This is a genomic window from Quyinboa ferrireducens (assembly GCF_042436675.1).
In the GTDB taxonomy this organism is placed as follows: Bacteria; Bacteroidota; Bacteroidia; order Bacteroidales; family UBA5342; genus JBHJHP01.
The window spans coordinates 1-8,426 of the sequence record NZ_JBHMVA010000027.1 but is presented as its reverse complement, the minus strand read 5'-3'; the positions used below and the strand labels follow the sequence as shown (position 1 = coordinate 8,426).

Annotated in this window: 9 protein-coding genes; all 9 read left to right on the top strand. The window is 34.7% G+C overall.

Annotated elements, in window-relative coordinates:
• The first annotated feature begins 252 nt into the window (after positions 1 to 252).
• The 9 genes from ACE01N_RS19800 (at position 253) to ACE01N_RS19760 (ending at position 8,240) form a co-directional block, all read left to right on the top strand.
• Positions 253 to 1,086 carry a hypothetical protein gene (locus tag ACE01N_RS19800; protein ID WP_380592700.1) on the top strand — a complete coding sequence of 278 codons (834 nt, stop codon included), beginning with the start codon at positions 253 to 255 and terminating at the stop codon, positions 1,084 to 1,086.
• Positions 1,087 to 1,298: 212 nt separating this feature from the next.
• Positions 1,299 to 1,598 (top strand): nucleotidyltransferase family protein, encoded by a 300-nt coding sequence (locus tag ACE01N_RS19795; protein WP_380592698.1) that lies wholly within the window; start codon positions 1,299 to 1,301, stop codon positions 1,596 to 1,598.
• 34 nt (positions 1,599 to 1,632) lie between these two features.
• On the top strand, positions 1,633 to 1,938 hold the full coding sequence (locus ACE01N_RS19790; protein ID WP_380592696.1) for a HepT-like ribonuclease domain-containing protein: 306 nt from the start codon (positions 1,633 to 1,635) through the stop codon (positions 1,936 to 1,938).
• Positions 1,939 to 2,601: 663 nt separating this feature from the next.
• On the top strand, positions 2,602 to 4,107 hold the full coding sequence (locus tag ACE01N_RS19785) for an SUMF1/EgtB/PvdO family nonheme iron enzyme (RefSeq protein ID WP_380592693.1): 1,506 nt from the start codon (positions 2,602 to 2,604) through the stop codon (positions 4,105 to 4,107).
• Positions 4,108 to 4,182: 75 nt separating this feature from the next.
• Positions 4,183 to 5,247 (top strand): sensor histidine kinase, encoded by a 1,065-nt coding sequence (locus ACE01N_RS19780; RefSeq protein WP_380592691.1) that lies wholly within the window; start codon positions 4,183 to 4,185, stop codon positions 5,245 to 5,247.
• Positions 5,237 to 5,980, top strand: a complete 744-nt coding sequence (locus tag ACE01N_RS19775; RefSeq protein WP_380592689.1) for a LytR/AlgR family response regulator transcription factor — start codon at positions 5,237 to 5,239, stop codon at positions 5,978 to 5,980. The genes ACE01N_RS19780 and ACE01N_RS19775 overlap by 11 nt, the downstream gene beginning before the upstream one ends.
• A 423-nt stretch (positions 5,981 to 6,403) precedes the next feature.
• A complete protein-coding gene (locus tag ACE01N_RS19770; RefSeq protein ID WP_380592687.1) occupies positions 6,404 to 6,769 on the top strand; it encodes a transposase in 366 nt (121 codons plus the stop codon).
• 5 nt (positions 6,770 to 6,774) lie between these two features.
• Positions 6,775 to 7,626 carry an IS3 family transposase gene (locus ACE01N_RS19765; RefSeq protein ID WP_380592685.1) on the top strand — a complete coding sequence of 284 codons (852 nt, stop codon included), beginning with the start codon at positions 6,775 to 6,777 and terminating at the stop codon, positions 7,624 to 7,626.
• 74 nt (positions 7,627 to 7,700) lie between these two features.
• Complete coding sequence (locus ACE01N_RS19760; protein ID WP_380592683.1) at positions 7,701 to 8,240, top strand: hypothetical protein; 540 nt, start codon at positions 7,701 to 7,703, stop codon at positions 8,238 to 8,240.
• Positions 8,241 to 8,426 lie beyond the last annotated feature (186 nt).

Sequence of the window (8,426 nt, the reverse complement as noted above, 5' to 3'; positions counted from 1 at the left end):
ACAAAAGAAAGTAATAATACTGATGTATTTTAGTAAAATGATTGACAGTACATTATAAAAAGCACTACCCACAACACGCGGTGCATAGTGCATGGCAGTACTTTTAAACAAAAAATATCAACGTTCGCGCAAAGCACCTTTCATCCTGACAGTTCCTTTCACGGGTGAAAGAAACTGCCACGACACCATACCGCGGGAACGTTGTACGCAAGTGGAGAAAACCGAACTGCAAATAATAAACATCGCTTGATTATGAAAAGACTAATTTACTTCCTTACGATGATAGCACTTGGATTATTTAGCTGTAATCCACAAATTGATTTTGAGAAAATTGTTCCATCATACGTAGATAAGTTTGCAACTGAATTTATCACTCAAATTCAGAAAGGAAATATTGATACCTGTATGACTTTGTTGCAGCCTGAAATAAGAAATGAAAATAGCAGACAATTTTTGACAAATAGTCATAATAACGTCTTGACTTATGACTTAGACTCTTTTCGGATTATTAATGCTCGTATGACCAGAATGTATGGTAATAACGGAATTATAATTTATGGAATTGATTATGAATATAATGTTGGTGATAAATTCCTATATTTCACATTTGGGATTCAAGAACAAAATAATAAACTCTTAATTACAGCCTTTGACGGAAGAATAATGGATGATTCTTTAACAAAAGTTCACGCTTTCACCCTTAAAGGAAAAGGATTTCTACATTATTTGTTTTTATTTTTTGCAATATCCATACCGCTTTTCATACTGATCAGCTTGATTTTTGTGATTAAGACAAAACAACTCAAGCGAAAATGGTTGTGGATTATCGGTGTGCTACTAGGATTTATAAAATTTAGCATGAATTGGACTACAGGACAAGTTGGATTTAGCTTGATAAACATTTCAATTTTAGGCGCTGGTTATTCAAAATCGGGGAATATAGCACCTTGGATTCTTTCTTTTTCGCTTCCGATTGTTGCAATTATTTTTTGGTATAAAAGATACAGGGACAAAAAAGAGGCAGAGGCTCAAAAACGACTTAATGAGAGGATTAAAACTATGGAAAATCAAGAGAATAATGAATAACCACCAGCGTACAACACCCGGTAATAGTGCATGCGGTTTTGTTTTAACCTGCAGATTCACATTCCGTATGCCGTCGTTTTCGGCTTGACAATCAACACTTCGTGTGACTGTCAACCGCACGACACCATACCGCGGGAACGTTGTAGGTAATGGGTGAAATGAGGCAAATCTATATTAATGAAAAATTGTATATTTGAATTAAATTAATTGTAATGATTGACTCAAACCAAATACTTTATTATCTAGCTACAAATAAAAGTAGATTGGAGAAAGAATACCATTTGATTAAAATTGGAATCTTTGGTTCTATAGCTAGAGGAGATCAAAATGAAAATAGTGATATTGATTTAATTGTTGAATTTAAAGATAATACACCAGACTTATATACTATTAAACAGCAATTGAAAACTGAAATTCAATCAAAGTTCAATTTGCCTGTGGACATTTGTAGAGAAAAATACATTAAACCAATTTTTAAAAACCAAATCCTGACAGAAGTCAAATATGTATAGTATTTCTCATAAAGACTTTAGTTGTATAATGAATATGATTGAATCAATTGAAAAGATTCAAAAATATTCCGAGAAATTTGAAAATGCAGATGACTTTTATAATGATTCTATTTCCTTTGATGCCACAATGATGAATTTTATTGTGATTGGTGAAATGGTTGAAAAACTTTCTAACGAATTAATTTTAGAGACTGAAAAAGAAATTGACTGGTTTAAGGTTAAGGGATTTAGAAATATCATCGCTCATAATTACTTCGGAATTGACGCTGAAGAAGTTTGGCAAATCATTATGGGGAGTCTTTTAAGATTAAAAGAAAGTTTATTAAACCTGACAAAATAGAACCCACTACCTACAACACACGGTATAGTGCATGCGGTTATGTTTTAATCTGCAAACCCACATTCCGTATGTCGTCGTTTTCGGCTTGACAGTCTCCACTTCGTGGGACAGTCAACCGCACGACACCATACCGCGGGAACGTTGTAAGCAAGTGTATGGAGCCGACACGATACATTGAAACTTGATTGAAATAATAATAAAAAAACTGATTGATTGGATTGGTACTCTGTTGATAAGGCGGTGCCGTTTGAGGGGAATTTATTTTGTTTTTTCTCCCTCCGCACAAAGAAAGAGGAAACCCCGCCCACAAAACAACACATTTGCAAACCGCTGCAAGCCAGCCCTGCAAACCAAAGTTTGCAAAAGAGTTGTTTTTTTTGCCACCGCACAAGGGGATAAATACAAATCTTCAATTCATCTGTATAATTCAACAACTCATCGACTTAAAATTTGATAAGGTTTTGATTTGAGAAATCTTTGAAGAAAATTTTAAATCATAAAACTTTATAAGTCATGAGAAACACATTGTTATTAATCACAATTTCAATCTTAACATTATCGGGATGTAATGCTCAACAACAATTTGGCTTTACCGATGAAAAATCTGTTTTAGATTTTTACTGTCAGTACAGTTCCTATACCAACCCCGGGAAATATGAATATTTGTATGAAAACCTTCCCGATTCATTACCTGAACTGTGCCAATTAATTCAAAAACAGTTTATGCATATCGTTGCAGAATATCCATCATATAAAGATGTTATGCCAAGTGAAAGCCGATATGACATAAACAAATATACAACCATAGAGTCGATTTTAGAAGCACTTTATCACAAAGACTCAAATGGTTTAACACTTAACCGAAAACCTGAGGACAGGTTGGTTTTCAGTTGCCAAAATTACGCACTGTTGCTTGCATCCATGTTAAAATACAAAGGCATTCCTGCAAGGGTTAGATATGGTCATGCTACTTATTTAATTCCTGACTTTCATGCAAGCCATGTAATTTGTGAGGTATGGAACAAGGCTGAAACACGTTGGATGTTAGTAGACCCAAATGTAAATATGATTGATTTTAGTAAAGATAAATTTGATATTAGTAACGAGGCATGGTTGAAAATGCGTAAAGGAACAATTGACCCTAATACGTTTGGTTTTCCCGGAAAATATTTAGGTGAAGGTTCCATTACCGGAAAAATAAGTGCTGACCTTGCATCAGTTTTAGGAACAGAATATCCACTTACCATGTATTCGCCAATAATGGATTATTATTTTAAGGATGAAAAACAATTGCCCAAAGAACAAATAAAAATATTAGACAACATAAGCGAATTAATGCAATTGCTTAATGCTGAGAATCTTTCGAAATTACAACATATTTACAACAACACCCCTGAAATTCAGGTTACAAAAAGCAGGGATGTAAAATATTTGACGAATGAAGACGCAAAGCCAAAAGAAAGTTTTACCGATGAAAAGCCTGTGATTGAGTTTGTCGATATACCAGCAGGAACTTTTGTGATGGGCAGCCCAGCAATTGAAAATGGTAGAAAGGATGATGAAGTTCAACATGAAGTTACGATAAGCGCATTTAAAATGAGTAAGTATACAATCACCGTTGAACAATATAATGCTTTTTGCAAAGCAACTGGCAGGAGAAGACCTTTTTACGGGCCATATGGCATGGATAAAAACCCTGTTACACAGGTTACATGGCATGATGCAAAGGCTTTTGCCGAATGGATTGGGTGCAGATTGCCAACTGAGGCTGAGTGGGAATATGCTGCAAGGGCAAACACCACCACACCATTTTATACTGGCGACTGTCTTTCATCCGAACAAGCTAATTTTAATGGTAAAGAACCGTATGCAAATTGCGAAAAAGGAATAAACCGGAAAAAGCCTATAGCGGTTGGTAGTTTTTTACCTAATAATTTTGGACTATACGATATGCATGGAAATGTGATAGAATGGTGCAGCGATTGGTATGGTGAGTACAACGTGAATGATAAAATAAATCCCCAAGGCCCCGTAACTGGTGAAATAAAAGTCCTACGTGGAGGAGGCTTTTGGCTTTCGGCAGATAGGAATAGGTCTGCCAGTCGTGGTGGCGACCCACAAGGAAACAGAGGCGCAGGGCTAAGCTTTAGGATAGTTAAAGATAACTAACCACTTTATATAAACCTAGATAATCATAAATGTAAAAGTTTCTTCAGTTTTAAAAAATCATTTATCTTGGAAATCATGAAATCAATAAAAAATAAAAAATTATATTACTATTATATTGGGTGGACTTTATTTATACTTGCAACTGGTTCATTAGTAAGTTACCTGTTTCAAGGTTCACGTCTCTTCTCATCATTCTCTTATTATCTTAAGTTTGCTTCATTTGGGTGGGCATACGGATTTGCTTTCTGGTTTGGTAATGGAACAATTGGCAGATATGCTGAAAAGAAGCTTGACAAATCAAAAAATCCTAAAAAGACAACTATTATTGGCATATCATTATTGTTAATTTATGGAATAATAATTAGTGTTTCTTTACCATATATTTTCGACCGCTTTTTTTGGGATATGGCTCAAGAAGATATTTTCTTGGATGTCCTAATAAAGTCATTAATGGTTATGTTTTTAGATTCGGTTGTTATCGCTATTTATTATTCTACTCAACTCTCAAATCATTGGATGAAATCTATTAAAAAAAATGAAGAACTAAAGAGAGAAAACCTGCAAGCTAAATACGAAGTTTTAAAAAATAAGGTAAATCCACATTTCTTGTTTAATTGTTTAAATACGCTTAGCAGCGTTATAGAGCGAAAACCTGAACTGGGCAGCGATTTTGTGAAAAAACTTAGTGATATTTACAGGTATGTGCTTGAACAAAGTGATAAAGAGTTAGTTTCGTTAGATGTTGAAATGAAATTTGTGAAAGATTATATTTTTCTTTCAAAAATTCGATTTGGCAATGCCCTAACATTTCATTCGACAATACCAGAAAATAAGAATATCCAAGTTGTTCCATTGGGGTTGCAGACTTTAATAGAAAATGCCATAAAGCACAACATTATCTCTGATGATATGCCGTTACAAATTGAGCTTGGTATAGAGGATAATTTCATCGTCGTAAAGAATAACATTCAAAAGAAAAACATAATTATGCCTGACAGGAAACCACATGGTTTAGAAAATCTAAGAAACAGGTTTACATACCATTCCGATTTACCAATCGAAATTACAGAATCGGATGACTTTTTCACCGTCAGGTTGCCAATAATTAAAACTAGAGGTCATGAAGTGTTTGATAATTGAAGATGAAAAGGAAGCTGCAGTTAAGCTTTCCGGAATGATTGAAAAATATGACAGGGATATTGTAATTCTTGATACAATTCAGTCAGTTAAAAATGCTGTAATTTGGCTGAATAATAATGACACTCCCGATTTGATTTTTATGGATATTCAACTTTCCGACGGTTTAAGTTTTGAAATATTTGAACAAACAATCGTTAAAGCTCCAATAATATTCACAACTGCCTATGATGAATATGCCCTAAAAGCTTTTAAAATAAACAGTATCGATTATTTGTTAAAACCAATCGGTCAAAGTGAATTAAATCAGGCTGTTGATAAGTATAAAGAAAACAACGCTCCAAAAGAAATTTCAGCCCAGGTTTTTGACACTATTTTACATGCGCTTTCAAAAAAATATAAGAGCAAGTTTTTAATAAAAGTTGGCGAACACATTAAAGTTTTCACAGTTGACGATGTGCAATGTTTTTATAGTATGGAGAAATATACCTTTCTTCAAAACAATGCAGGAAGAGACTATACTATTGCTTATTCGCTTGACCAGATAGAAAACTTAATTGACCCAGCTAAATTTTTTAGGATTAATCGATGTTTTCTCGTTGCTTTTTCTGCAATATCGAATATAGTAAGCTATTCAAACAGTAGATTGCGTATTGACCTGAAATCGAATAATTCTGACGATTTAATTGTTAGTCGCGAAAAAGTGCAGGATTTTAAAAAATGGTTAGAATCGTGATAAGATTGCCAACCCTATTTGTTAGCACATTGGCAAGTCGCACGGGCTACGCACAGACCAAAACTTGTCAAAGAGCTAACAAATGCCAGCCCTGTTACCGCCTTTAAGGGCGGTTTGGGGTTTGCCCACTCACAAAAAACAAAATAAATTCGTGCTTCGTATCAAGGTCAGTGCAAATTGATAAGATAAAAGATTAGATTTGTAAAAACTTGTAAAAGTTGACTTTGAACAATAAACACCAGCTTACAACAAGCGGTCATAAAACATTGCGCGGAAAGTGCTAAATTTGAACGAAACAACATTTAATCAGCGGCTTAACGGCTTGATAGTTTTGTGCTTCGAAATCCCCAACGTTTCATACCGCAAACCGTTGTGCGTAATTGTGACCCGTCCTAAAAAACGGCTACACAACACGTAGCAATTATGTATAAAAATGATGGCGTTGTAAGAAGATACAGCGAAGGTTTCAAATTGAAAATTTTAGCCGAACTTAGTACTGGGAAATATTCCAAGAAAAAGCTTGGAGACATTTATGGTATAAACAGGACCACCATAAATGAATGGATAAAGAAGTACAACCGTAAAGATTTAATGAATACCCGAATTCTAGTGGAAAATCAAGATGAAACAACACGGCTCAAAGCCTTACAAAAAGAGATCAAGCAACTAAAGGAGTTGTTGATTAAGAAAGACCTGGACAAGTTGGTTATGGACTCGTACCTTGAAGTTGCAGCCGAGAAACTGGGGTACAAGAATGTGGACGAGTTAAAAAAAAACTTAAACCTCTAAGCCTTTTGAAAGCAGTAGAAAAAGTTAAACACACAGGGCAGGCAAGCGTTGAGCAAACCTGCCAGTGTTATGGGATGCATAGGGATTCTTACTACAAGGTCAAAGCCCGTAAACAAGAAAAAGAGGCAGTTGTCGAACAGGTACTTGAGCTTGTTAAAGAAGAACGTATTGAGCAGCCCCGTGTAGGGACCAGGAAGCTTTACGAAGCTTTATCTACCTTATTTGCGTTGAGAGGGATAAAAGTCGGTAGGGACAAGCTCTTTGACATACTTCGGGAACACGAAATGCTGGTAAAGCGCAAAAAGGCATCGTGTAAAACAACCGATTCTTATCACCGTTTCCATAAGTACAAGAACATGGTCAAAGACATGGATGTAACGGCACCTAACCAGGTTTGGGTTGCCGATATTACTTACATCCGTACTATAAACGGCTTTTGCTATCTGGCACTTATCACAGATATGTTTTCCCGTAAAATTGTAGGATATGACATCAGTGATTCCTTGGAGCTGGCGGGATGTTTGCGAGCCCTAAAGCGAGCTCTGCAAACATCCCGACCTGCGGCAGGGTTGGTACATCACTCTGATCGGGGGATCCAATATTGCAGCAATCAATATGTGGAAGCTCTAAAAAAGAAAGGAATAGAGATAAGTATGACCGAAGAAAACCACTGTTATGAAAACGCAATAGCAGAAAGGGTTAACGGAATATTAAAGGATGAGTTTTACCTCGACCAGACCTTCTTTAGCAAGAAAGCGGCAAGTATGGCAACCAGTAATGCAATTAATATTTATAACAATAAAAGATTACATTTATCTTTAGGGTACAAAACACCAAATATGGTCTTTAAAATATAGCTTAAATTAATTATTAACCTGTAGCCATATTTTAGGACTTGACATTTTAATAAAATCCCTAATTAAAAATTATTTTGAGACAGATATTAATTTTATTCTTGTTGACTGTAGGATTATCAAGTGAAAACCTTGTAAAGCAAATAGACAATGAATGTGAAATAATTAATAATTCATTAGAGACTTTTACAAAAGTTGAGAATGATGATATTGATGTCTTCCAAGATTTGAGTAAAGACAATTATTCCTATGAAAGCGTAAATATTTATCGAGTTGCAGTAATCAATCTGATTAGATTTTATGATAAAAATGCTATCAGAAAATCTATCGTAAATTTTGATGGAGACAGACAAGATTTAATATCAGAATACTTTTACAAAAATGATTCTTTGATTTTAGTCTCTAAAACTAGAGTTGACTATGATAAGCCCAAATGGTCAGAGGGTTTTAATGAAAAAGAAAACAAAACATTTAAAAATAAGTTTTATTTCAAAAATAATGAACTGATTAATTGGATTAATTCTGAAAATAAAACGGTTGACTTATCGCGTGTTGATAAAATGAAAGCAATTAGAATTATTAGTGATTCTGAATTATATAGAAGTATTGAAAAATAATTAAAAACGCCATACAACACGCGGTCATAGTGCATGGCAGTACTTTTAAACCAAATAATTCAACGTTCGCTGCAAGCGCTTTTCGTCCTGACAGTTCCTATCCTATCGAACAGAAACTGCCACGACACCATACCGCGGGAACGTTGTGCACAATATTAGAATAAGATTAAAATGCTGATTAATTTA